Below are 22260 nucleotides of genomic sequence, written 5' to 3' on the forward strand. Positions count from 1 at the left end.
GGGAGCCGATCTGCTTGACGACGATGGTTTTAGCCATGGATCAGTCTCCTTACGCGTCTGCGGCTTCGGCGTCTGCCGGAGCTTCAGATTTGGCGCCCAGAATGTCGGCGACTTTCTTGCCGCGACGTTGGGCGATCATGCGGGGGCTGGCTTCTTTTTGCAGCCCGTCGATGGTGGCGCGGATCATGTTGTATGGGTTCTGCGAGCCGATCGACTTCGACACAACGTCTTTGACGCCCAGCATTTCGAACACGGCACGCATCGGACCACCAGCAATAATACCGGTACCTTCCGGGGCGGTGCGCATGACCACTTTACCGGCGCCATGACGACCTTCGATGTCGTGGTGCAGCGTGCGACCTTCGCGCAGCGGCACGCGGATCATTTGACGCTTGGCTTGCTCGGTGGCTTTGCGAATGGCCTCGGGGACCTCTTTCGCTTTACCTTTACCAAAGCCAACACGGCCTTTTTGGTCGCCAACAACGACAAGTGCGGCGAAGCCAAAGCGCTTACCACCCTTAACGGTTTTCGACACACGGTTGATCGCAACCAGACGATCGGCAAATTCCGGGGTTTCGTCGCGGTCGCGACGGTTCCGGCGGTTTTCACGTTCTGCCATCAGGCATTCCTTTCATGATGGCGCGCGTTTGCGCCGTTTATCTCAATCCTGGTGGGCGTTTGATGTGCCCCCGGATCATCGGAGGGGCAGCGGATCAGGTCCGGCGCCCCTCTCAGGTCACTTAGAACTTCAGACCACCTTCGCGCGCCGCGTCGGCCAGAGCCTTCACTTTGCCGTGGTACAGGAAGCCGCCGCGGTCGAAATAGCATTCCTCGACGCCGGCTTTCTTGGCACGTTCCGCGATCGCTGCACCCACTTTGCTGGCTGCGTCGATGTTGTTTTTGCCAACCACGCCCAGATCCTTCTCCAACGAAGAAGCCGAAGCCAGGGTGACGCCATTCACATCGTCGATCAGCTGAACGCTGATGTTCTTGTTCGAGCGGTGCACCGAAAGGCGCATCTTGCCTACGTTGTGTTTGCGCAGGCTGTTCCGGACGCGCAGGCGGCGCTTGAGGAACAGGGTCCGTTTGCTGTTTGCCATCTGTCTGGTCCTTACTTCTTCTTACCTTCCTTGCGGAAGATATACTCGTCTTTGTATTTGATGCCTTTGCCTTTGTAAGGCTCGGGCTTACGCCATGCGCGGATGTTGGCCGCGACCTGGCCGACGAGTTGTGGGTCGACGCCTTCAACGACGATTTCGGTCTGCTTGGGAGCGGTCACAGTGACCCCCTCCGGTGCAACGTAGTCAACGTCATGCGACAGGCCGAGGTTCAGTTTCAGAGTGTTGCCCTGCATCTGGGCCCGGTAACCAACACCGTTGATTTCCAGCTCTTTCTTGAAACCGTCGGTGACACCGGTAACCATGTTGGCAACCATCGTGCGGCTCATGCCCCACTGCTGACGTGCGCGCTTGGACTTGCCACGCGGTGCAACGTTAACCTGGTTGTCCTCAACAGAGATGGTGACATCATCGGTTGCGGTGAAGCTCAGAACGCCTTTCGGGCCCTTAACTTCTACGGTCTGACCCGACTGCGTCACAGTAACGCCGCTGGGCAGTTCGACCGGTTTTTTACCAATACGAGACATTCGAAAGCCTCCTTAGAAGACGGTGCAAAGCACTTCGCCACCAACATTCTGGTTGCGAGCGTTTGCATCGGACATGACGCCTTTGGGGGTCGAGACAATCGAAACGCCAAGGCCCTGACGGACCTGCGGGATGTCTTTCACGCCCATATAGACGCGACGGCCAGGGGTCGAAACCCGCTGGAGTTCACGGATAACCGGAACACCGTCGAAGTATTTGAGGCTGATTTCGAGGGTGGGATGCCCACGCTCGTCAGTGCCTTTTTCGTAACCGCGGATGTAGCCTTCGTCAGCCAGAACATCCAGAACCCAAGCACGCAGTTTCGAAGCAGGTGTCGAAACAACCGACTTGCCGCGCATTTGCGAGTTGCGGATACGGGTGAGCATATCGCCGATAGGATCATTCATATCTGTCTCTCCCTTACCAGCTTGATTTCACCAGGCCGGGGATCTGGCCGTTCGACCCAAGATCCCGCAGCGCGATACGCGACACTTTCAGCTTACGGTAGTAAGCGTGCGGACGACCGGTCAGCTGACAACGGTTGTGCAGCCGGGTCGCCGAGCTGTTGCGCGGCAGTTTGGCAAGTTTCAGGCGGGCGGTGAAACGCTCTTCCATTGACTTGCTTTCGTCGTTTGCGATCTCTTTCAGCGCAGCACGCTTGGCGGCATATTTTTCCACCAGCTTCTGACGCTTCTTCTCGCGTTCGATCATTGCTTTCTTAGCCATGTCTATTCCTTCCCGCGGATCAGCTGTTGAAGGGCATATTGAAGTGCTTCAACATGCTCTTTGCTTCCGCGTCGGTTTTCGCGGTGGTGGCAATCACGATGTCCATGCCCCAGGTCTCGTCAACTTTATCAAAGTCGATTTCCGGGAACACGATGTGCTCTTTCAGGCCCATGGCATAGTTGCCACGACCGTCGAACGAGGTACCCGATACACCGCGGAAGTCGCGGATACGGGGCATCGCGATGGTGATCAGACGATCCAGGAATTCATACATCCGGTCGCCGCGCAGGGTCACTTTCGCACCCAGCGGCATGTCCTCACGGACACGGAAACCAGCGATGGATTTCTTGGCTTTCGTCGTCAGGGCCTGCTGGCCCGCGATCACAGTCAGGTCAGCCACAGCCGACTTGGCTTTTTTCGAGTCCTTCACGGCCTCGGCGCCACAACCAATGTTCAGAACGATCTTGTCCAGACGCGGGATCTGCATGTCGTTCTTGTAACCGAATTCCTCTTTCAGGGCGGCACGGATGCTGTCCTTGTAAGCGGCTTTCAGGCGGGGGGTGTAGTTTGCAGTATCAAGCATCAGACAGTCTCCCCGGTGGTTTTGGCGAAACGCACTTTCTTGCCGTCTTCCTCGCGGAAGCCAACGCGCGTTGCTTTGCCGTTCTTGTCCAGCAGCGCCAGGTTCGACAGTTGGATCGGCATCGCTTGCGGGATGCGGCCACCTTGGCTGTTCTGGCTTTGGCGGGTGTGGCGGATTGCGATGTTCACACCATCAACGATGGCTTTGCCAGCTTTCGGGTCAACCGACGAAATCTCGCCCTGTTTGCCCTTGTCCTTGCCGGCCAGAACGACAACCTTGTCGCCTTTTCTCAACTTAGCAGCCATCTTACAGCACCTCCGGAGCCAGCGAGATGATCTTCATGAAGTTCTTCGCGCGCAGTTCACGAACAACCGGTCCAAAGATACGGGTGCCCATCGGCTCGTTGTTGTTGTTCAGGATGACAGCAGCGTTGCGGTCAAAACGGATGGCGGTGCCGTCTTCACGACGGACCTCTTTGGCGGTGCGCACGACGACGGCCTTACGGACGTCACCTTTCTTTACGCGACCGCGAGGGATGGCTTCCTTAACCGAGACAACAATGATGTCGCCAACGGATGCGTATTTACGCTTGGAACCACCCAGAACCTTGATGCACTGAACTCGGCGAGCGCCTGAGTTGTCAGCTACATCCAGATTTGTTTGCATCTGGATCATGTGGTTTCTCCCGACCTTTGGGGCGCCGATGCGTGGCGTAACCCCCAGGGTTTCGACTTATGTCAAGTCGTCCGGGAAGGCAGAATTCAGCCTTCCAGAACTTCCCAACGCTTGGTTTTCGATCTCGGCGCGCATTCGATGATGCGGACCACGTCGCCAGCCTTGTAGGCATTCTTTTCATCGTGAGCCCGGTACTTCTTGGACTTACGGATGGTTTTCTTCAGAACCGGGTGTGTGAAGCGGCGTTCGACCGACACAGTTACGGTTTGTTCGTTTGCGGCGCTGGTAACAGTGCCTTGCAGGATACGTTTGGGCATTCTCAGGGCTCCTCTTACTCAGCCGCAGCGCGGGCTTGTTCGTTCAATACGGTCTTAACGCGCGCGGCGTCGCGACGTACTGTACGCATACGGGCAGTGTTTTCGAGGGCACCGGTGGCCTGCTGGAAACGCAGGTTGAAGGCCTCTTTCTTCAGCTCTGCCAGCTTTTCGCGCAGCTGGTCAGGAGACTGATCACGCAGTTCCTTGGCGTTCATTCGCCTATTCCTTTCCTTGCACCAGAGAGCTCTACCCGTCTTTGCTGGCAGGTCACCCTAAATCTGGTGGGTTATATGCAATACACACGAATCCCGTTGCCGGGAATCCGCGCGATGTGGGTCTATATGAAACAACGGCGCTCATGGCAACAGCAAAGCGCCTGTTTCTTCAGTTTATGCTTGGCTTTCTTCCTCGCCGCCGCCACTGACAAATTTCGAGGCATAACGCTGCTCGCCGATCCGTTCGATCAGGCTCAGCTGCAACTCAAGCCATCCGCGATGCCCGACTTCGTCGATCGCGATCTCTTCGAACAGGGCTTTCGTCGCAAGGTCATCCGCTTCATAGGCCGCCTTGGACGCTTGTGTGTAAAACACGATGGCTTCTTTTTCGTCCTTCAGGTCGGACTCGAACATCTCTTTCAAGGTCTTTGCTGCCTTTGGCGTTGCGGCAAAGGCAACTTCAGGCTCGCCGCCCAGCTCCAGGATACGCGTCATAAAACGACCGGAATGGCCCAGTTCTTCTTCAAACTCGCCGCGCATGGTTTGTGCCAATTTATCCAGCCCCCAATCATCCAGCACATGTGCGTGCAGCTGATATTGGTGCGCAGCAGTCATTTCCATTTGAAGGGCTGTATTCAGATGTTTGCAGATCGTCTCGTTAGACATGGTTATATTCCTTTTTTAGCATTTGATTGTTAGGTAGTTATCAGCAAACCACCTTCAACCGGCATGCAAATATGTCGCATCAAGGCTCGCCCCTTTTTTCCAAGTGGTCTACAAAGCCCCCATGGCCAATATATCCTCTCTCTTCGTGACCCGCCTTTACCACGCTCAACTGTCCGAGTTTGACCCCAAGGTCAGCCAGGACGAGCTTTATGACAGCTGCTATTCCATCGCCGAGGATGACGAGGCCGGGCAGGAATGGTGCGAGGCCGAGGGGTATCCCGGCTACACCTCTTACGCGTCGCTGACCGACCTGCCCTGGCGCTTTCCGATCTTCAAGGATCTGGTCGACAACCTGGAAAAGCACGTCGCGGCCTTTGCCGAGGATCTGGAGTTCAATCTGGATGATCGCGCGCTGGTACTGGAAGATATCTGGATCAACATCCTGCCCCCCGGTGGCTATCACTCGGCGCATATCCACCCGCATTCGGTCATTTCCGGAACCACCTATTTGGCGCTGCCCGAAGGCGCCGGCGCGCTACGCTATGAAGACCCGCGTCACGCCCGCATGATGGCGGCGCCCCCACGTCGCAAGAACGCGCGCGAGGAGTTGCAGAACTTCATCACCAAGCGCCCGGCGGAAGGTGACGTGTTGTTGTGGGAAAGCTGGTTGCGCCACGAGGTGATGCAAAACACTGGCGAGGAAGAACGGCTTTCGGTGAGCTTCAACTACAAATGGGGCGAGTGATCGCTGCCCTCGGTGCGTTTCCGCGCGGAGATCGCCGGGGACAGGCGAAAAGCCGCAAGGCACGCGGTGCCCATTGCGCGTGATATTGTATATCAACCCGGCGTTGGCCAATTTCACCCCGACTGGAACCCACACGTTTGCAGGCCGTTGACCATCAAGGGCCACGCGAACATTGGATGGAGTGAATGATGAAGGCCGCAACGAAAACCGCAATGGCTCTGGTATTGATCCCGCTGATCGCAACCGCCGGTTTCGCCGGGAACGGCAAGGGACATGGTCAGGGAAAAGGCAAGGTGAAGCATACGGGCGCGATTACCAGGGGCTGCCCGCCGGGTCTGGCCAAGAAAAACCCGCCCTGCATCCCACCCGGGCTTGCCAGACCGCGGGTGGGCGATGATCTGGAGCATTACGACTATTATCGCTTCACCGACTACGACCGCTATCGGCTTGATCCCCGCTATCGCTATTACCGCGTGGGCGAGATGATCTATCGCGCCGATCCCACCACATTCAAAGTGCTCGAGGTGATCGGGTTAATGGATGAGCTGTTGCGCTAAGCTCCCAGCATTGTAATCCTCGGCGCGCGGCATATCTGCCGCCGATACGCAATGACCGAGGGCAAGATGAGCACACTCGCCGACACACCGCTGACGGGGCTGACCGTCGACTTCGGCACCCGCCCGACAATGCCCGCCCTGCCCGAAGCAACGGATCAGGACCGGCGCATGGGGCGGCGGCTGGCGGCGATCCACCGAATGCACCTGAACGATGTGGGCCGGATCGGGATCGTGCTGGACCGGATCGAGGCGGGCGAGGCATCAGGCAAAGATCTGTCCGATGCCGTGACCCAAGCCGAGTTCGCACAGAACGTCCGGCAGTTCGGATCGCTCTGCGGGCGCGAATGCATGGTGCTGAACGGGCATCACGATATCGAGGAATACAGCCTGTTCCCGCAATTGGCCGGGCGCGGCAACGATGCCCTGCGCGCGGTCGTTAAGCGGCTGATGGAAGAACACAAGGTTGTGCACGAGTTGCTGGTCCGACTGGAACGCGCCTCCATGGCGCTGATGTTTGACGTGGACGCCGAGAAGTTCAACGAAGCCCGCGCGGTGTTCCGTCAGCTGGAAACTGTCGTGCACTCGCATTTCGGGTATGAAGAGACCCAGTTGGAAGAAGCGATTGGGGTTTTGGGGGTTGGGGTGTAGGGCCACGCCCGACCTTGGGTGGGCGTATCTCTTCGGTCCCGTTTCGCGCCGCATAGCCCCACCGCAAACGATCCTGCATTTTGATAGGTTGCAATACGCCCTCCCGTGGGGAGGGTCGGGCGTGGCCCGTGCAGGGCACGGGCCTAACCAAACTAAAACCCGTGTTTATCCATCACCAATTGCCAAACCGCCATTCGGGTAGACTTGATAGCAGGTGCGCTTTGAAAGAGGGCGTAAGACCTTTTCATTATTCTGAGAAGACAGATCAACACCATTGGGGCACGCCGGAATATTTAGAAAGCGCACGCCACGCCTAGACATGCACTGCGCATATGCACGAACACGCAAATTAGCGTTGGCATCATAGGATGACACTTGACCACCATAAGTTTGTCCCCCCGTGGTGTTGCACAGCACCTGAGTACCAACTCGGTTGCAATATGTCTGTGTAGGTGTGGTGTAGGTCGGCGTAGTTCTAACGACGATGTTTTGAGGTACTCGCTGAGCCGCTTCAATCTCGCAATCAGTACCAATATTTCGAATATTTGCTGGGCTAGCCCCAGCCTTATAAGGATAGTTAACAAGCGGCTTACCTTCGAGATACTTCTCGTATGGCGTTTGTGTAGCGACACATGAGGCCAAAAAACCAAGTCCAATGAACGCGACAATCTTCTTCATACCAAATTTCACTTTATTAATTAGTGCCTTACCAATCCTTCAATCATAGATCGCAACACCCATCAACAACAAAACCCCCGCCGATTTCTCGACGGGGGTTTCTTGTTTCTACCGGGGTGCGGCCCGCGAGTTTCCTTTGGAAATTCGCTACACCGCACTGGCCAGAAAACGCAGAGCGTTTTCGACCTTTACCAATCTTCCCGCACAACGACGCGCGATTTGATCGGCAGCTTCATGGCAGCAAGACGCAGAGCTTCGCGAGCAACGTCGTCGTTGACGCCGTCGATCTCGAACATCACGCGGCCCGGCTTCACTTTGCAGGTCCAACGGTCCACGGAACCTTTACCTTTACCCATACGAACTTCGATGGGCTTGGCGGTCACGGGGGTGTCCGGGAAGATGCGGATCCAGACGCGGCCTTGACGTTTCATGTGACGTGTCATGGCACGACGGGCAGCTTCGATCTGACGTGCAGTCACACGCTCAGGCTCAAGCGCTTTCAGACCATAGGAACCGAAGTTCAGGTCAGAGCCGCCTTTGGCCTCGCCCTTGATCCGGCCTTTGTGCATCTTGCGGAATTTAGTACGCTTTGGTTGCAGCATATCTTTGGCTCCTTAGCGACGGCCGCCAGCGCCACGGGGCGCGGGACCTTCCTGAAGCTCTGCCTGGCGACGATCACGAGCAGCAGGATCGTGCTCCATGATTTCACCTTTGAAGATCCAGGTTTTGATGCCGATGATGCCATAAGGCGTCATTGCTTCAGCATGTGCATAGTCGATGTCAGCGCGCAGGGTGTGCAGCGGCACACGGCCTTCGCGATACCACTCGGTCCGTGCAATCTCGGCACCGCCCAGACGGCCAGCGACGTTTACACGGATGCCCAGGGCGCCCATACGCATTGCGTTCTGCACGCCGCGCTTCATGGCACGACGGAAGGACACACGGCGCTCAAGCTGCTGAGCGATCGATTCTGCGACCAATGCGGCGTCCAGCTCGGGCTTGCGAACCTCAACGATGTTCAGGTGCAGTTCCGAGTCGGTGATCTTGGCGATTTTCTTGCGCAGGGTTTCGATGTCTGCGCCTTTTTTACCAATGATCACACCGGGGCGTGCAGTGTGGATCGTAACGCGGCACTTTTTGTGCGGACGTTCGATGATCACACGGCTGATACCGGCTTGCTTGCATTCGTTTTTGATGAAGTCACGAATTTTCAGGTCTTCCATAAGAAGATCGCCGTAATCTTTCGTGTCTGCATACCAGCGGCTGTCCCAGGTGCGGTTGACCTGAAGACGCATGCCAATCGGATTTACCTTCTGACCCATTAGGCTTGCTCCTCAACTTGACGCACCTTGATGGTGAGTTCCGAGAACGGTTTGATGATTTTGCCGAAACGACCACGGGCGCGCGGACGACCGCGTTTCATGGTCAGGTTCTTGCCGACATAGGCTTCCGCCACGATCAGCTCATCAACGTCCAGGTTATGGTTGTTCTCGGCGTTGGCGATGGCGGACTGAAGGCATTTCTTCACGTCCTGTGCGATACGCTTGTTCGAGAAGGTCAGGTCATTCAGAGCCTTATCGACCTTCTTGCCGCGGATCATGCCAGCAACCAGGTTCAGTTTTTGCGGGGACGTGCGAAGCATGCGGGTTTTCGCCATTGCTTCGTTGTCGGCCACGCGGCGGGGATTCTTATCCTTACCCATGGCTTACTTCCTCTTCGCTTTTTTATCAGCCGCGTGACCGTAATAGGTACGGGTCGGCGAGTATTCACCGAACTTCTGGCCGATCATGTCTTCCGTCACACTCACCGGAATGTGCTTCTGACCGTTATAGACGCCAAAGGTCAGGCCCACGAACTGGGGCAGAATGGTCGAACGACGCGACCAGATCTTGATGACCTCGTTTTTACCCGACTCGCGGGTTTTCTCGGCTTTTTTGAGGACGTAAGCGTCAACAAAAGGGCCTTTCCAGACAGAACGTGCCATATCTTAACGCCCCTTCTTCTTGGCGTGACGCGAGCGGATGATCAGCTTCGACGACGCCTTGTTCTTGTTGCGGGTGCGCGCACCCTTGGTCGGCTTGCCCCACGGGGTCACCGGGTGACGACCACCCGAAGTCCGGCCTTCACCACCACCATGGGGGTGGTCGATCGGGTTCATGACAACACCACGAACGCTGGGACGGATGCCTTTGTGGCGCATACGACCGGCTTTACCGTAGTTCTGGTTCGAGTTGTCGGGGTTCGACACGGCACCAACGGTGGCCATGCATTCCTGACGCACAAGGCGCAGTTCGCCCGAGCTCAGACGGATTTGAGCGTAACCGCCGTCGCGACCAACAAACTGAGCATATGTGCCGGCTGCACGGGCGATCTGGCCGCCCTTGCCCGGTTTCATCTCAATGTTGTGGACAATGGTACCGATGGGCATGCCCGAGAAGGGCATCGCGTTACCGGGTTTCACGTCGGCCTTGGCCGATGCGATGACCTGATCGCCAACAGCCAAACGCTGCGGGGCCAGGATGTAAGCCTGTTCGCCGTCTTCGTACTTCACGAGCGCGATGAAGGCTGTGCGGTTGGGGTCGTATTCGATCCGCTCAACAGTGGCGGCGACGTCAAACTTGTTCCGTTTGAAGTCCACGATACGATAAAGACGCTTCGCACCACCACCACGGCGGCGCGACGTGATCCGTCCGGTATTGTTCCGACCACCCGATTTCGTAAGACCCTCGGTCAGGGACTTAACCGGGCGACCTTTCCAAAGCTCCGAACGGTCGATCAGAACCAGCCCACGCTGGCCTGGCGTCGTCGGTTTGTACGACTTGAGTGCCATGCTTTCTGTCTTCCGTTGCTTTGAGGCAGTCACCTGCCTGAGTTACAGAGCCCCGCCCACCATTGGCGAAACAGGACCCAAATTCCAAATGTCACAAGGCCCCGGAACGAATCCGAGGCCACGCGACCTGCGCGATGTATCAGGGTTGGTTGGGGGTGTCTAGGGGATGGTGGGGGTTTTCGGGTGAAAGACATGCTGTCTTCCGCTCGGCCAACTGGATGGGATTTTGGCACCTACACGGCAGCTTCGCGGACGAAGCGAGCTTTCGCTGCGGCCGCGCCAGTGACTGCTTTGAGAATTTGCCTTCGGTCATAGACGATCGATTTCGCCGAGGGCAGAAACGTATGAGTTCTATCATGTTCGCGTGCGCACAGCTCATGCAAGCAAAATTCGATTCAACAAATGGTCAGCGTCGATGACCGTATCGAATGCTACTAAGTTCTTGATTGATCGTGCGTAGACGCAGCCCGACGGAGACTACGGCATCGCGATCCCGCTGAACCGCTGCGGAAGAGAACTTCATGAGCAGCAAGCCCAACGTCATGACCGCGATACCTCCCCACGTAGATAGAAGTCCTGCAGTATCGGAAATGTGGCCCGCTGCGCCGAGGTAGGTGAAGAAGACTCCCATGGCCTCAATTCCATATGACAACCACTTCAGCAGCCGCCCTGGCGAGGGTTCATTACCAATATAGCCGTTGTCATCGAGCCATTGGCTCCAGTGAGCACCTTCGATGAACAATTCCTCTCTGCTCATGCTGGAAGGCAGATTGTAGTCGAGATGTGAGTTGAATGCGGCGCGATTGCGCGGATCGGGAGGCGGCACGAAATCTTACTCCTTGCGCTTCATCTCATCTCGGAGCGTCCTGAAGGTTTCGGCTTCTTTCTTCGCCGCGTGGAATTCCTCCTTAGCAGAAGATATCGCGTTCGCGCGCGCTCGAGCATGCGTCACAAATGCAGCAAGTATTACACCGCCCGCAAACGCAGCAAGTCCGCCGGATACCTGAACCGACGACGACTGCAAGACGATGGCCGCGACAAAGCAGGCAAGAACTGCACCGAAAGCGCCAATGTCTATCCAGCTCAGCGCAAGTACCGCGTCCTTTGACTTTTGATGTTCTGTTGTAGTGCCCATTGATTAATCCTCGAAGCCAACACTCCAAGCCTACCCGACAAGAGCAACGCTCCGCAACGATGCCGTTGTTCAACTCTGTGCAACAAATCCCCTGACCAAACCAATGCGTCAAAATCGGTCGATTTTGTCACTGGCGTCATGGTCGGCTGAAATGCTGAAGAATCTTGTGCCACAAACCTTTGGGAAAACTGCGTTTGATATTGTCACGTTTTGGCCGTATTACTTCTGAGGAGCCGACATTCGTACAAAGCGCGGCATCCGGCTATATGGGAAAGTGATCGAGTTCCACCCCTCACTCAGCCCCGTGTTACAAGCAAGACGAACTCTTCCACCTTCCCAAACAACCCCCTTCCCCTCTGCCCCAAAATCCCCCATCCTTCCCCAAAAGAAACTTATGGGGACATTGTGATGAAGAAGTTGGGGATTTTGACGGGCGCGGTTGTGATTTCACTGTCGGCCTGTGTCAGTCCGGAAGGCGCCAGCGGCGGGGCGGACACACGCTCGTTTGGTTCAGTGCCGGAAAACGTGCGCGCGATTGCGGCACCGGGGCAAGACCTCAGCGATGTGCGGCTCAACAATTCGGACGGATGTTTTGTCTATCGCTATCAAGGCCCGGTCGAAACGACCTATCTGCCGCTCAGAAACCGCAAGGGTCAGCCGATATGCGCCAAGCGCGACGACGCCCCCGCCGCGTGACAGACGGCGCGCTTAGCTGCGCGCCGTAATGCTTTCAGCCGGATACAGATGCGCGGTCACGCCGGTTTCGACTTGATCATACAAACCGATAATATGCGCCATCACCATGCGCACACAGCCCGAGCTTGCGCGTCCACCGATGGACCGGGGCGCGGGCGAGCCGTGAATGCGCAGATACGTATCGCGGTTGCCTTGGAACAGGTAAAACGCGCGTGAGCCCAGCGGATTGCGCGGACCACCATCCATACCGTCCTCTAGCGGGCCATAGACCTTGGGATCACGCGCAACCATTTCCTTGGTCGGGATCCATGTCGGCCACTTGGCTTTGCGACGGATTGTGTAGGTGCCGGGTTCGTACAAATTCCCGCGCGCAATCGCCACGCCATAGCGCATCGCGGTGCCGTTATCCCGGATATGATAAAGATAGCGCGCGACGGCATCGACATGGATATCACCCGGCTTGAGCCCGGAATTGGCTTGCACGAGCTTCGGCAGGAAACGCGGGTGCAGCCCCCACGGGTTCGACGTGGCCGGATCATAGTTTGCCGGCGTCACCTGCGCGTCATATGCCGCCCACTTGGATTTGTCCGATACCGGGCGCCGTTTGGTTTGCGCCGGTTTTACGGCGGCAGCCTGCGTGGTGGCTTGTTCCTGCGCCCAAACGGGTGTCGCAATTGGCGCCGAGAACATCGCGGCAGACGTGATTACAAAATGGCGTCGGGTCAACATAAGTACAAACCTCATTTCCAGATGAGCAGATCATCGAACCGTTCCAACTTATTCAAACAGGCGCGAATCGCGAGTCAAATTCCGGTGTGGGGTGTAAAGCGACCCGAAAACGTGACTGAATAACCCCATTGGTTAGGCATGCCATTGCGATGACAGTGTTGCGGACAAAGCCGCTTTATGCCTTGGTTCGAAAGATGTCTGCTTTTTGGCATCGCACCCGCGAACGCATCCAGTCGAAACGCGCAACCCAAGGGTTGCGTAAAGACGAGGAGTGTGACAATGTGCAACCAAGGAGTTGCGCATGGAAAATGAAATCGTACGAACCATTGACCTCAAGGCGCCCGTTGACAGGGTATGGAAGGCGCTCACCGACCATGGGGAATTTGGTGCGTGGTTCGGCCTGTCGCTTCACGGACCATTCAAGCTGGGGGAGCTGACATTCGGTGAAACCAGATATCCCGGGCATGAGGGTCTACCGTTCTGGGCGAAGATCGTCGCCTTGGATGAGCCGCGTCTATTCAGCTTCGTCTGGCCAATGGATGAGAGCATCCAACCTGATGATCCCGACGTCGATCAGAAGACAACTCTGGTCGAATTTTTTCTTGAGCCCAGCACCATCGGGACAAGGCTCACCGTGCGGGAAAGTGGTTTCAAGAACCTACCAAAGGACCGGCAACTGCAAGCATTCCGCGACAATCAGGGTGGTTGGGATCAGCAGACATTAAACATCAGAAGGTTTGTGGAATGACTCCCGAGCATAATCCTGCGCAGCCAGACCTGGCGGCGACCTTTGCCGCGCTCGGTGATCCTCGCCGTTTGGCGATCGTTGCCCGGTTACAGCAACAGGACGCACTCTCGATCTCGGCGCTTTGTGAGGGAACCGATGTTTCCCGGCAAGCGATTAGCAAACACCTGAAGACATTGACGGAAGCACAAGTCGTGTCGTCGGAAAAAACCGGGCGAGAGACACGATTCAGTCTGGAACCAGCGCGCCTCCACGAAGCAAACGCTTTCCTCAATCAAGTGGCATTGAAGTGGGACGATACTCTGCAACGGCTGAGATCACATGTGGAATGAGAGCTACTGCGGCGCGCGATGCATCACGATTTGTGTAGGCATCCGTCGTCTCATTCGTCCAAACAATCATGGTCGGGAAGTAAATCAGACATGAGCGTGAAATTCTCTGGCGGCAAAAACATCGCGATGAAGGTGCCGCCACATCAATACGAGCAGACTGTTGCTTTCTACAGAAACACCTTGGGGCTTGAGGAGATCGGAGGCCCGTCAGGGGAGGCGGTTGGCTTCAAGTTCGGTGCGAATAATCTGTGGGTCGATAAGGTCAGCGCGATTAGCCAGGCCGAGCTATGGCTTGAGATCGTAACGGACGATACAGAGAAAGCTGCCGAAGTCTTGGATAAGGCCGGTGTCGCACGGTGCGACGAAATCGAAGAGCTCGGTAAAAACTTCGACGGGTATTGGATTTCAAGCCCAGCTTCGATCATTCACCTTGTCGATGCGAAGGATGGGTCATGGGAATAATCCAAGGAGAATCTTCACCAAAGTCGTCATTCGCGGCGTTGCTGCAACTCGGTAACTTTGGGCTCAAAGCAAATATTCCCTTTCAAAAGAAAAAGCCCCCGCCTTTCGGCAGGGGCCCTCATTTCTCACGTCAGCCTGACGATCAGAGACCGGTGGTCACGTCGATCGTGTTGCCTTCTTCCAGGGTCACATAGGCTTTCTTGACGTCCTTGCGCTTGCCCAACTGGCCGCGGAAGCGTTTGACTTTACCCTTGGTGATCGACGTGTTGACGGCTTTCACCTTCACACCGAACAGGGTTTCAACGGCTTCTTTGATCTGCGGCTTGTTGGCATCCCTCGACACTTCGAAAACAACCGCACCGGCTTCCGATGCCATGGTTGCTTTTTCGGTGATGAGCGGCTTGCGGATCACGTCGTAGAGTGCAGCTTTATCGGTCATTTCAGGCGAGCCTCCAGAGCTTCGACACCTGCTTTGGTGAGCACCAGAGTGTCACGTTTCAGGATGTCATACACGTTGGCGCCCATGGTCGGCAGGATGTCCAGGCCTTCGATGTTCTTTGCAGCGCGTGCAAAGTTCTCGTTCACCTCGGCACCGTCGATGACCAGAGCACGTTTCCAGCCCAGGTCTTTGACCTGCTTGGCCAGTGCGGCGGTTTTACCTTCCGACGCGGCGTCTTCGATCACAACCAGTTCGCCAGCTTGCGCCTTGGCGGACAGGGCGTGCTTCAGACCCAGCTTGCGGAATTTCTTGGTCAGATCGTGGCCGTGCGAACGCGGGGTCGGACCTTTATAGATACCACCTTTGCGGAAGATCGGTGCGTTACGGTCACCGTGACGTGCGCCGCCGGTGCCCTTCTGGCGATAGATCTTCTTGGTCGAATAGCTGGTTTCCGAACGCGTCTTGACCTTGTGGGTGCCAGCCTGCGCGTTGTTACGCTGCCAGCGGACCACGCGGTGCAGAATGTCTGCGCGCGGCTCAAGACCGAACAGGGCCTCGTCCAGATCAACCGAACCGGCTTTTTTGCCGTCAAGTTTGATTACGTCAAGTTTCATGCTTCACCACCTTCCGCGGGAGCTTCTTCCGCAGGTGCTTCGGTTGCAGCCGATTTCAGAGCAGCCGGGAACGGAACATTCTCGGGCAGCTTCTTTTTCACGGCGTCTTTGACGGTGACCCAGCCACCTTTCGAGCCGGGGACAGCGCCCTTGATGAACACCAGGCCACGATCGGCATCGGTCTTCACGACTTCCAGGTTTTGTGTGGTCACACGAACCGAACCCATGTGGCCGGCCATTTTCTTGCCTTTGAACACGCGGCCGGGGTCTTGACACTGACCGGTCGAACCGTGCGAGCGGTGGCTGATCGAAACACCGTGCGAGGCGCGCAGACCGCCGAAGTTGTGACGCTTCATGGCACCGGCAAAGCCTTTACCAATCGACGTACCAGCAACGTCAACCTTCTGACCGGCAACATAGTGCTCGGCCGAGATCTCTTCGCCAACGGCAATCAGGTTCTCAGCAGGAACGCGGAACTCGACCAGTTTGCGCTTGGGGGCAACGCCAGCTTTGGCGAAATAGCCGCGCATCGGCTTCGAGGTGCGTTTGGCTTTTGCTTCACCAGCACCCAGTTGAACGGCGGTGTAACCGTCGGTCTCTTCGGTGCGGTTGGCAACAACCTGCAGGTTTTCCAGTTGAAGAACGGTGACAGGGATCTGCTTGCCGTCTTCCATGAACAAGCGGGTCATGCCCACTTTCTTCGCGATAATTCCAGAGCGCATCTGTGATACCCTCCTTAGACCGAGATCTGAACGTCAACGCCAGCAGCCAGATCGAGCTTCATCAGCGCGTCGACGGTTTGCGGGGTCGGGTCAACGATGTCGAGCAGGCGCTTGTGCGTGCGGATCTCGAACTGGTCGCGGGATTTCTTGTCAACGTGGGGACCACGAAGAACCGTAAACTTCTCGATTTTGTTCGGCAGCGGGATGGGGCCGCGAACGTTTGCACCGGTCCGTTTGGCAGTGTTGACGATCTCTTGTGTGGAGGCATCCAGCACGCGATAGTCAAACGCCTTCAGACGGATACGAATGTTTTGACTTGTCATAGCATTCGCCCTTTCAGGCAGAGAGTTGATAGGACGACAGATGGCTCATTCCACCTGCCCTCGTCGAACCCCGGAAAAAACGAAAAGCGGGACCGAATCCCGCCAAGCCGCTTTTCCAGCGAACTAGCGCGTAATAGAGGGGTTTTGGGGGTGTGGCAAGGGGTGAGCGCCGAAAAAACATGAACATTAGCGTTGAGCAAAACTCAGATGAATCGCGCTAGATTAGCCAGCCATTCTTTCTAAAGGGATCTTCTACGTTGGTCAGGTCGGAAATCTCAAATCGCTCTTTGTGTTCTGTCAAATAGTCCCAAACTTCCTGTCTGACAACAAAGGGCCAGTCCAGTACACTATGCTGCCCGCCTTGCCTGATAATTAGGCCCTTAGAAACCAAGGGAACGAGCCGTTTATCGTCGAACTCGGAAGTGAACGCTCTACGTCCTGAGGAAACTAAATACGATAGTAGTTCTCTCTCAGCACTGGGGGCCTCCTCAATTTCCTTTTCAATCCTTTTGAAGAAGCGTTCTTTTGCCCTTCTATCGGAATAAATGTTCCAAATCAAAACTGGCATATAGGCTAAATTTGCTGTGAGAACACTAAACGAGAAAACCCCTACATACACTGCGATCGTCAGTAGGTAGGCCGGGCTTCCATCTAAATAGGGCCATCTGAAATAGTCACCTAACAGTACAATTGCACAACCAATAAAGGCAGCAAGTGCAGGAAACCATCCGGCTTGCAGTGCTGCCACAAAATCTTTCAAACTCGGCATAGATCCCCAATCACCGGAAAAAACGCAGCAAGCTAAGTCTGCGCCACAGTCATTCAATCTACTTATTATAGCAACCCTAGTAGCCCCTGCAATCTCAACCCCGGTCCGGCTTGCCCGGGCCACGCCCGACCCTTCTGTTGCGCTTGAATGCAAAAAAAGGGCGCTCCTGCGAGCGCCCCTTTCTTATCTTCAGTCTCTCTGACTCTCGGCGATTTGACTGCGTCAATTCACCTGTCGCCAAAACAAAAGGGCCCCGCGTGGTGCGAGGCCCTTTTGTGATTTGCGAGCGGGTGGGGCCTTAAATTTGGCTGCGCCAAATTCTGGTCCCCACTCAATGCGTTTGGGCGTACGCCCAAGCCACATTGTTACTCGATAATCTTCGACAAATGTTTGATTGTGCGTCTCAGATCATCTCATGGCTTGAACCAAAAAGGGCGCCCCGTGGGGCGCCCTTTCGGTTGAAGCATCGGAGATCCGATTACTTAAGCTCTCGGCAGATTTGGCGTAACCGCCAAATCGCCTGTCGCTGCAAGAACGCGGGGCGTTCTTACTCGATAATCTTCGAGACAACGCCCGAACCGACGGTGCGGCCGCCTTCGCGGATGGCGAAGCGCAGTTTTTCTTCCATCGCGATCGGGGCGATCAGTTCAACGTTGAACTTCAGGTTGTCGCCCGGCATCACCATCTCGGTGCCTGCAGGCAGTTCAACCGTGCCGGTCACGTCGGTGGTCCGGAAGTAGAATTGCGGACGGTAGTTCGCGAAGAACGGCGTGTGACGGCCACCCTCTTCCTTGGTCAGGATATAGACCTCGGCTTCGAACTTCGTGTGCGGGTTCACCGAACCCGGCTTACACAGAACCTGGCCACGCTCAACTTTCTCACGGTCGATACCGCGCAGAAGAACGCCAACGTTGTCGCCAGCTTCACCGCGATCCAGCAGCTTGCGGAACATTTCAACGCCGGTGCAGGTGGTTTTCTGCGTGTCCTTGATGCCGACGATTTCGATCTCGTCGCCAACATTCACAACACCACGCTCAACACGACCGGTCACAACCGTACCGCGGCCCGAGATCGAGAACACGTCTTCGATCGGCAGCAGGAACGCACCGTCAACCGGGCGGGCCGGTGTCGGGATGAACTCGTCCACAGCGGCCATCAGCTTGCGGATCGAATCCTCGCCGATCGCCTCGTCGCGACCTTCCAGAGCGGCCAGAGCCGAACCCGGAATGACAGGAACATCGTCGCCCGGATAGCCGTATTCGGTCAGAAGCTCACGGATTTCCATCTCGACCAGCTCAAGCAGCTCTTCGTCGTCAACCTGATCAACCTTGTTCATGTAAACGACCATGGTCGGGATACCAACCTGGCGGCCCAACAGGATGTGCTCGCGCGTCTGCGGCATCGGGCCGTCAGCTGCGTTCACAACCAGGATCGCGCCGTCCATCTGCGCCGCACCCGTGATCATGTTCTTCACATAGTCAGCGTGGCCGGGGCAGTCGACGTGGGCGTAGTGACGCGTATCGGTTTCATACTCAACATGCGCCGTCGAGATCGTGATCCCGCGCGCTTTCTCTTCCGGTGCACCGTCAATCTGGTCATAGGCCTTGAAGTCACCGAAATACTTGGTGATCGCAGCCGTCAGTGTGGTCTTGCCGTGGTCAACGTGCCCAATCGTGCCGATGTTGACGTGCGGTTTGGAGCGTTCAAACTTTTCCTTAGCCATGATGGCCTCCTATTAATCTGATCGCCGGGCAAGGACATCCCTGCCCGGCTTGTTCGATTAGGCGAATTTCGCCTGAATTTCGTCCGAGATGTTCTGCGGAACCGGATCGTAATGCGAGAACTGCATCGTGAACTGCGCACGGCCCGAGGACATGGAACGCAGGGTGTTGATGTAGCCAAACATGTTTGCCAGCGGAACATTCGCGTCAATCGCAATCGCGTTACCGCGCGGCTCTTGACCCGACACCTGACCACGACGCGAGGTCAGGTCGCCGATGATGCCACCGGTGTATTCCTCGGGCGTGATCACTTCCACTTTCATGATCGGCTCAAGCAGCTTGGCACCAGCCAGACGCATACCTTCGCGCATGCACATACGGGCAGCGATTTCAAAGGCCAGAACCGACGAGTCAACATCGTGGAACTTACCGTCGATCAGGGCAACCTTGAAGTCGATCACGGGGAAGCCAGCCAGCGGGCCGCTGTCCATAACCGAGTTGATGCCTTTTTCAACACCCGGGATGTATTCCTTCGGAACGGCACCACCAACGATGCGGCTTTCGAACGAATAGCCTTCGCCGGCTTCGGTCGGCGAGATGATCATTTTCACCTCGGCGTACTGACCCGAACCACCCGACTGTTTCTTGTGGGTGTAGGTGTGCTCGATCTCTTTCGAGATCGTCTCGCGATACGCAACCTGCGGGGCACCGATATTGGCTTCCACTTTGAATTCGCGCTTCAGACGGTCCACCAGAATGTCCAGGTGAAGTTCGCCCATGCCCTTCATGATGGTCTGACCCGATTCCAGATCAGTTTCCACACGGAACGACGGGTCTTCAGCGGCCAGACGGGCCAGACCTTGGCTCATCTTCTCTTGGTCAGCCTTGGTTTTCGGCTCAACCGCGATCTCGATCACCGGATCCGGGAAGGTCATGGTTTCCAGAACCACCGGATCGTTGACAGAGGACAGCGTATCACCGGTTGTGGTGTCTTTCAGACCTGCCAGAGCGATAATGTCGCCTGCGAATGCTTCCGTGATCTCTTCACGGTCATTCGAGTGCATCATCATCATACGGCCAACGCGCTCTTTCTTTCCTTTGGTCGAGTTCAAAAGCGTGTCGCCTTTGTTCAGGACACCCGAATAGATGCGGGTAAAGGTCAGCGAGCCGACAAAGGGGTCGTTCATGATTTTGAACGCCAGACCTGAGAACGCCATATCATCGTCCGCACGACGGGCAATGTTACGGGTCTCAGTATCGTCACCAGGCTTGAAGCCCATGTAATCAACAACGTCCAGCGGGCTGGGCAGATAGTCGATAACAGCGTTCAGAAGCGGTTGGACACCTTTGTTCTTGAAGGCCGAGCCACCAAGAACCGGAACGAAATGCAGGGCCAATGTACCCTTGCGCAGCAGTTTGCGCAGGGTCGGAACGTCAGGCTCATTGCCTTCCAGGTATTCCATCATCGCGTCATCGTCTTCTTCGACGGCCGCTTCGATCATTTTACCGCGCCATTCGTCTGCCATGTCGCGCAGCGAGTCGCGGATCGGAGCTTTGATCCACGATGCGCCAAGGTCTTCGCCCTGCCACAGCCATTCTTCCATGGTGACAAGGTCAATCAGACCTTCCAGCTCGTTCTCGGCCCCGATCGGAATGCCGACAGGAACTGCGCGTGCGCCGGTGCGGTCTTCAATCATGTGAACGCAATTGAAGAAGTCGGCACCGATCTTGTCCATCTTGTTGACGAACACGATGCGCGGAACCTTGTAGCGGTCAGCCTGACGCCACACGGTTTCGGTCTGGGGTTCAACACCTGCGTTTGCGTCAAGAACGGCAACGGCACCATCAAGAACCGCCAGCGAACGCTCGACTTCAATGGTGAAGTCAACGTGGCCGGGGGTGTCGATGATGTTCATGCGGTGCTTGGGCGTGTCAGCCGTTTCACCATCTTCGGTGCGTTCCCAGAATGTGGTGGTCGCAGCCGAGGTGATGGTGATCCCGCGTTCCTGTTCCTGCTCCATCCAGTCCATCGTGGCTGCACCATCGTGCACCTCGCCGATGTTGTGGGATTTGCCGGTGTAGTACAGGATACGCTCGGAGCAGGTGGTTTTACCTGCGTCGATGTGAGCCATGATACCGAAGTTGCGGTACAGCTCGAGCGGATATTCGCGTGCCATGGGTGTAATCCTTCCTTGGCTTTACCAGCGGTAATGGCTGAACGCTTTGTTGGCGTCGGCCATCTTGTGGGTGTCTTCGCGTTTCTTAACGGCAGTCCCGCGCGAGTTCACGGCATCCAGAAGTTCACCGGCAAGGCGCTCTTCCATCGTGTTTTCATTGCGGTTGCGTGCGGCTGTGATCAGCCAGCGGATGGCCAGTGCTTCGCGGCGCTCGGGGCGCACTTCGACCGGAACCTGGTAGGTGGCACCACCAACACGACGCGAGCGAACCTCGACCGACGGTTTGATGTTGTCCAGCGCTTCGTGGAACACTTCCACGGGTGCGCGCTTGATTTTGTCTTCAACGCGATCCAGCGCGTTATAGACGATTTTCTCTGCGACCGACTTCTTGCCGTCGATCATCAGGTTGTTCATGAACTTGCTCAGCACGCGATCGCCAAATTTGGCGTCGGGCAGGATTTCGCGCTTTTCAGCGGCGTGACGACGAGACATTCCCGGATCTCCTTACTTCGGACGCTTGGCGCCGTATTTCGAACGACGTTGCTTACGGTCTTTGACGCCCTGGGTATCCAGAACACCGCGAACGATGTGATAACGCACACCCGGAAGGTCTTTCACACGACCGCCGCGGATCAGAACCACCGAGTGTTCTTGCAGGTTGTGGCTTTCACCACCGATATAGCTGATGACCTCGAACCCATTGGTCAGGCGCACTTTGGCAACCTTACGCATGGCCGAGTTCGGCTTTTTCGGTGTGGTTGTATAAACGCGCGTACAAACGCCACGTTTTTGCGGGCAGGACTCCAGGTGCATCGACTTGGAGCGTTTTACTTTAGGCTGGCGCGGCTTGCGGATCAGCTGTTGAATCGTTGGCATAGGGCAGTTTTCCCGTTTCTCAACACATGTGTTTGCACGAGTGTCCCCGTGCGGTTTGCATTTCCTCGCCAAGCACGTCTGCAAAGCGAAAATCCGCGACCGCTTCCATTCCGAGGCAAGCGACGCGGTTGGTTCACAGAGGATCAGTGCTTCAAAGTAGCCCCGACCTTGATCCCTCAATTCTGATAATGCCGGGTTAGACCCAGCTGGATGCTGGGCGTATAGGAGGAGTCGTCC

36 protein-coding genes are annotated in these 22260 nt (G+C 56.3%); 7 read left to right on the forward strand and 29 right to left on the reverse strand.

The genetic code is table 11. The annotated features are described in order from the left end of the window. Nucleotides 1-49 precede the first annotated feature (49 nt). From rpsE to J3R80_RS12730, 11 genes are all read right to left on the reverse strand, one after another. Nucleotides 50-619 (reverse strand): 30S ribosomal protein S5, encoded by a 570-nt coding sequence (gene rpsE, locus J3R80_RS12680; RefSeq protein WP_275393933.1) that lies wholly within the window; start codon nucleotides 617-619, stop codon nucleotides 50-52. Between the two features lie 121 nt (nucleotides 620-740). Then, nucleotides 741-1100 carry a 50S ribosomal protein L18 gene (gene rplR, locus J3R80_RS12685; RefSeq protein WP_275394153.1) on the reverse strand — a complete coding sequence of 120 codons (360 nt, stop codon included), beginning with the start codon at nucleotides 1098-1100 and terminating at the stop codon, nucleotides 741-743. 11 nt (nucleotides 1101-1111) lie between these two features. After that, a complete protein-coding gene (gene rplF / locus J3R80_RS12690; protein WP_275394162.1) occupies nucleotides 1112-1645 on the reverse strand; it encodes a 50S ribosomal protein L6 in 534 nt (177 codons plus the stop codon). A gap of 12 nt (nucleotides 1646-1657) precedes the next feature. After that, nucleotides 1658-2050, reverse strand: coding sequence for a 30S ribosomal protein S8 (rpsH, locus tag J3R80_RS12695; protein WP_275394163.1), 393 nt, complete (start codon nucleotides 2048-2050; stop codon nucleotides 1658-1660). A gap of 13 nt (nucleotides 2051-2063) precedes the next feature. Next, entirely contained in the window at nucleotides 2064-2369 is a 306-nt protein-coding gene (rpsN, locus tag J3R80_RS12700; protein ID WP_275394164.1) for a 30S ribosomal protein S14, read from the reverse strand. 19 nt (nucleotides 2370-2388) lie between these two features. After that, on the reverse strand, nucleotides 2389-2952 hold the full coding sequence (rplE, locus tag J3R80_RS12705) for a 50S ribosomal protein L5 (protein WP_275394165.1): 564 nt from the start codon (nucleotides 2950-2952) through the stop codon (nucleotides 2389-2391). Next, nucleotides 2952-3257: a 50S ribosomal protein L24 gene (gene rplX / locus J3R80_RS12710; protein WP_275394166.1), complete on the reverse strand. Its 306-nt coding sequence runs from the start codon at nucleotides 3255-3257 to the stop codon at nucleotides 2952-2954. The genes rplE and rplX overlap by 1 nt, the downstream gene beginning before the upstream one ends. Nucleotide 3258: 1 nt before the next feature. Continuing rightward, a complete protein-coding gene (rplN, locus tag J3R80_RS12715) occupies nucleotides 3259-3627 on the reverse strand; it encodes a 50S ribosomal protein L14 (protein ID WP_159806805.1) in 369 nt (122 codons plus the stop codon). Between the two features lie 86 nt (nucleotides 3628-3713). After that, nucleotides 3714-3944 carry a 30S ribosomal protein S17 gene (rpsQ, locus tag J3R80_RS12720; protein WP_275394167.1) on the reverse strand — a complete coding sequence of 77 codons (231 nt, stop codon included), beginning with the start codon at nucleotides 3942-3944 and terminating at the stop codon, nucleotides 3714-3716. 14 nt (nucleotides 3945-3958) lie between these two features. After that, nucleotides 3959-4159, reverse strand: coding sequence for a 50S ribosomal protein L29 (rpmC, locus tag J3R80_RS12725; RefSeq protein WP_275394168.1), 201 nt, complete (start codon nucleotides 4157-4159; stop codon nucleotides 3959-3961). Between the two features lie 174 nt (nucleotides 4160-4333). Continuing rightward, nucleotides 4334-4825: a bacterioferritin gene (locus J3R80_RS12730; RefSeq protein ID WP_275394169.1), complete on the reverse strand. Its 492-nt coding sequence runs from the start codon at nucleotides 4823-4825 to the stop codon at nucleotides 4334-4336. Nucleotides 4826-4946: 121 nt separating this feature from the next. On the opposite strand from J3R80_RS12730, the gene J3R80_RS12735 reads away from it, so the two are divergent. The 3 genes from J3R80_RS12735 to J3R80_RS12745 all read left to right on the forward strand — a co-directional run bounded on the left by J3R80_RS12735 (nucleotide 4947) and on the right by J3R80_RS12745 (nucleotide 6775). Further along, a complete protein-coding gene (locus J3R80_RS12735) occupies nucleotides 4947-5570 on the forward strand; it encodes a TIGR02466 family protein (RefSeq protein ID WP_275394170.1) in 624 nt (207 codons plus the stop codon). A 188-nt stretch (nucleotides 5571-5758) separates the two neighbouring features. Then, on the forward strand, nucleotides 5759-6127 hold the full coding sequence (locus J3R80_RS12740) for a hypothetical protein (RefSeq protein WP_275394171.1): 369 nt from the start codon (nucleotides 5759-5761) through the stop codon (nucleotides 6125-6127). Nucleotides 6128-6193: 66 nt separating this feature from the next. Beyond that, on the forward strand, nucleotides 6194-6775 hold the full coding sequence (locus J3R80_RS12745) for a hemerythrin domain-containing protein (protein ID WP_275394172.1): 582 nt from the start codon (nucleotides 6194-6196) through the stop codon (nucleotides 6773-6775). A 165-nt stretch (nucleotides 6776-6940) separates the two neighbouring features. On the opposite strand, the gene J3R80_RS12750 is transcribed toward J3R80_RS12745, so the two are convergent. From J3R80_RS12750 to J3R80_RS12785, 8 genes are all read right to left on the reverse strand, one after another. Beyond that, the gene (locus J3R80_RS12750) at nucleotides 6941-7453 is read right to left on the reverse strand and encodes a hypothetical protein (protein ID WP_275394173.1); all 513 of its coding nucleotides are present in this window, start codon (nucleotides 7451-7453) and stop codon (nucleotides 6941-6943) included. Nucleotides 7454-7641: 188 nt separating this feature from the next. After that, nucleotides 7642-8055, reverse strand: a complete 414-nt coding sequence (rplP, locus tag J3R80_RS12755; protein ID WP_108857553.1) for a 50S ribosomal protein L16 — start codon at nucleotides 8053-8055, stop codon at nucleotides 7642-7644. Between the two features lie 12 nt (nucleotides 8056-8067). Continuing rightward, a complete protein-coding gene (gene rpsC, locus J3R80_RS12760) occupies nucleotides 8068-8775 on the reverse strand; it encodes a 30S ribosomal protein S3 (RefSeq protein WP_275394174.1) in 708 nt (235 codons plus the stop codon). Further along, the gene (gene rplV / locus J3R80_RS12765; RefSeq protein WP_191287448.1) at nucleotides 8775-9155 is read right to left on the reverse strand and encodes a 50S ribosomal protein L22; all 381 of its coding nucleotides are present in this window, start codon (nucleotides 9153-9155) and stop codon (nucleotides 8775-8777) included. The genes rpsC and rplV overlap by 1 nt, the downstream gene beginning before the upstream one ends. Nucleotides 9156-9158: 3 nt before the next feature. Continuing rightward, on the reverse strand, nucleotides 9159-9437 hold the full coding sequence (rpsS, locus tag J3R80_RS12770; RefSeq protein ID WP_191287449.1) for a 30S ribosomal protein S19: 279 nt from the start codon (nucleotides 9435-9437) through the stop codon (nucleotides 9159-9161). Between the two features lie 3 nt (nucleotides 9438-9440). Beyond that, on the reverse strand, nucleotides 9441-10283 hold the full coding sequence (rplB, locus tag J3R80_RS12775) for a 50S ribosomal protein L2 (RefSeq protein ID WP_275394175.1): 843 nt from the start codon (nucleotides 10281-10283) through the stop codon (nucleotides 9441-9443). A gap of 406 nt (nucleotides 10284-10689) precedes the next feature. Then, nucleotides 10690-11109 carry a hypothetical protein gene (locus J3R80_RS12780; protein WP_275394176.1) on the reverse strand — a complete coding sequence of 140 codons (420 nt, stop codon included), beginning with the start codon at nucleotides 11107-11109 and terminating at the stop codon, nucleotides 10690-10692. A 6-nt stretch (nucleotides 11110-11115) separates the two neighbouring features. Beyond that, entirely contained in the window at nucleotides 11116-11418 is a 303-nt protein-coding gene (locus tag J3R80_RS12785; RefSeq protein WP_275394177.1) for a hypothetical protein, read from the reverse strand. A 408-nt stretch (nucleotides 11419-11826) separates the two neighbouring features. Between J3R80_RS12785 and J3R80_RS12790 the strand changes: the two genes are divergently transcribed. Beyond that, a complete protein-coding gene (locus J3R80_RS12790) occupies nucleotides 11827-12114 on the forward strand; it encodes a hypothetical protein (RefSeq protein WP_275394178.1) in 288 nt (95 codons plus the stop codon). 12 nt (nucleotides 12115-12126) lie between these two features. On the opposite strand, the gene J3R80_RS12795 is transcribed toward J3R80_RS12790, so the two are convergent. Then, entirely contained in the window at nucleotides 12127-12843 is a 717-nt protein-coding gene (locus J3R80_RS12795) for a L,D-transpeptidase (protein ID WP_275394355.1), read from the reverse strand. A gap of 301 nt (nucleotides 12844-13144) precedes the next feature. Here J3R80_RS12795 and J3R80_RS12800 point away from each other — a divergent pair, with 301 nt between their 5' ends. The 3 genes from J3R80_RS12800 to J3R80_RS12810 all read left to right on the forward strand — a co-directional run bounded on the left by J3R80_RS12800 (nucleotide 13145) and on the right by J3R80_RS12810 (nucleotide 14382). Beyond that, nucleotides 13145-13591: an SRPBCC family protein gene (locus J3R80_RS12800; protein WP_275394179.1), complete on the forward strand. Its 447-nt coding sequence runs from the start codon at nucleotides 13145-13147 to the stop codon at nucleotides 13589-13591. Next, on the forward strand, nucleotides 13588-13920 hold the full coding sequence (locus tag J3R80_RS12805) for a metalloregulator ArsR/SmtB family transcription factor (RefSeq protein WP_275394180.1): 333 nt from the start codon (nucleotides 13588-13590) through the stop codon (nucleotides 13918-13920). The genes J3R80_RS12800 and J3R80_RS12805 overlap by 4 nt, the downstream gene beginning before the upstream one ends. 90 nt (nucleotides 13921-14010) lie before the next feature. Beyond that, nucleotides 14011-14382, forward strand: coding sequence for a hypothetical protein (locus J3R80_RS12810; protein ID WP_275394181.1), 372 nt, complete (start codon nucleotides 14011-14013; stop codon nucleotides 14380-14382). A gap of 142 nt (nucleotides 14383-14524) precedes the next feature. Here the strand turns inward: J3R80_RS12810 and J3R80_RS12815 are convergent, their stop codons facing one another. The 9 genes from J3R80_RS12815 to rpsL form a co-directional block, all read right to left on the reverse strand. Further along, nucleotides 14525-14821, reverse strand: coding sequence for a 50S ribosomal protein L23 (locus J3R80_RS12815; protein WP_275394182.1), 297 nt, complete (start codon nucleotides 14819-14821; stop codon nucleotides 14525-14527). Further along, complete coding sequence (rplD, locus tag J3R80_RS12820) at nucleotides 14818-15435, reverse strand: 50S ribosomal protein L4 (protein ID WP_275394183.1); 618 nt, start codon at nucleotides 15433-15435, stop codon at nucleotides 14818-14820. Before rplD ends, J3R80_RS12815 begins: the two co-directional genes overlap by 4 nt. Then, a complete protein-coding gene (gene rplC / locus J3R80_RS12825) occupies nucleotides 15432-16157 on the reverse strand; it encodes a 50S ribosomal protein L3 (protein ID WP_275394184.1) in 726 nt (241 codons plus the stop codon). Before rplC ends, rplD begins: the two co-directional genes overlap by 4 nt. A gap of 14 nt (nucleotides 16158-16171) precedes the next feature. Further along, nucleotides 16172-16480, reverse strand: coding sequence for a 30S ribosomal protein S10 (gene rpsJ, locus J3R80_RS12830; protein WP_091428130.1), 309 nt, complete (start codon nucleotides 16478-16480; stop codon nucleotides 16172-16174). 217 nt (nucleotides 16481-16697) lie between these two features. Beyond that, on the reverse strand, nucleotides 16698-17306 hold the full coding sequence (locus J3R80_RS12835; RefSeq protein ID WP_275394185.1) for a hypothetical protein: 609 nt from the start codon (nucleotides 17304-17306) through the stop codon (nucleotides 16698-16700). 490 nt (nucleotides 17307-17796) lie between these two features. Next, complete coding sequence (gene tuf / locus J3R80_RS12840; RefSeq protein ID WP_275394186.1) at nucleotides 17797-18972, reverse strand: elongation factor Tu; 1176 nt, start codon at nucleotides 18970-18972, stop codon at nucleotides 17797-17799. A gap of 57 nt (nucleotides 18973-19029) precedes the next feature. Continuing rightward, a complete protein-coding gene (fusA, locus tag J3R80_RS12845; RefSeq protein ID WP_275394187.1) occupies nucleotides 19030-21147 on the reverse strand; it encodes an elongation factor G in 2118 nt (705 codons plus the stop codon). Nucleotides 21148-21168: 21 nt separating this feature from the next. Further along, nucleotides 21169-21639: a 30S ribosomal protein S7 gene (gene rpsG, locus J3R80_RS12850; protein WP_191287646.1), complete on the reverse strand. Its 471-nt coding sequence runs from the start codon at nucleotides 21637-21639 to the stop codon at nucleotides 21169-21171. A 12-nt stretch (nucleotides 21640-21651) separates the two neighbouring features. After that, entirely contained in the window at nucleotides 21652-22023 is a 372-nt protein-coding gene (gene rpsL / locus J3R80_RS12855; RefSeq protein WP_091428117.1) for a 30S ribosomal protein S12, read from the reverse strand. Nucleotides 22024-22260: the final 237 nt, after the last annotated feature.

Origin of the sequence: Aliiroseovarius sp. Z3 (assembly GCF_029105185.1) — a bacterium.
Classification (GTDB): domain Bacteria; phylum Pseudomonadota; class Alphaproteobacteria; order Rhodobacterales; family Rhodobacteraceae; genus Aliiroseovarius.